Origin of the sequence: Pseudomonas sp. 43(2021), assembly GCF_017490805.1 — a bacterium.
Classification (GTDB): Bacteria; Pseudomonadota; Gammaproteobacteria; order Pseudomonadales; family Pseudomonadaceae; genus Aquipseudomonas.
Genome location: NZ_JAFGYJ010000163.1, coordinates 1 through 619, shown reverse-complemented (window position 1 = coordinate 619; position 619 = coordinate 1). Strand labels below are relative to the sequence as shown.

General features: G+C 55.6%; 2 protein-coding genes. Both read right to left on the bottom strand.

Features of this window, described 5'->3' with window-relative positions:
* The coding region (locus J5M71_RS26545; protein ID WP_207838447.1) for a four helix bundle protein at window positions 1-159 on the bottom strand (159 nt) is incomplete at its 3' end.
* A 104-nt stretch (window positions 160-263) separates the two neighbouring features.
* A partial coding sequence (locus J5M71_RS26540) for a phosphoadenosine phosphosulfate reductase family protein (RefSeq protein WP_207838445.1) occupies window positions 264-619 on the bottom strand: 356 nt, incomplete at its 5' end.

Here is a 619-nt window from a genome sequence, read left to right as displayed (position 1 = left end):
CCGACGCTCCATGCCTTCAGCGATATTGGAAGGCACTGAAAGTGCAGAACGGGTGATCTGATCCTTGAATCCAAAATCCCCGCACCGCGCAAACTCTTTGAAAATCCTCACCGCCAGACATTTGCTTCGCTGCCATACAACCAGTCTCTCGAAATCCATTACGAGTCATCCGATTCCGGCCCGCAGCAACCGGCTGCAAGCGCCAAACTGCAAAGCTACTCATACCGCCTTTAACTCGCAGCTTGCCGCTTGTAACTCGAAGCTTAAAAGTAACCTTGACGTTTTTTGTCTTCCATCGAGCCTGCGCCATCGTGGTCGATGACCCGGCCCTGGCGCTCGGAAGTTCGCGTCAGGAGCATTTCCTGAATGATGTCCGTCAGGCTTTCGGCCTCGGACTCCACCGCGCCCGTCAACGGGTAGCAGCCAAGGGTGCGGAACCGCACTTTCTTTTTCACGATGCGCGCTTTGTCTTCATCGGACAGGTGCTCGAGGATGCGCTCGTCGTCGATCATGATCAGCGTGCCGTTCTTCTCGATCACTTCGCGTTCGGCGGCAAAGTACAGCGGCACAATCGGGATGCCTTCGAGATAGATGTACTGCCAGATGTCCAGCTCGGTCC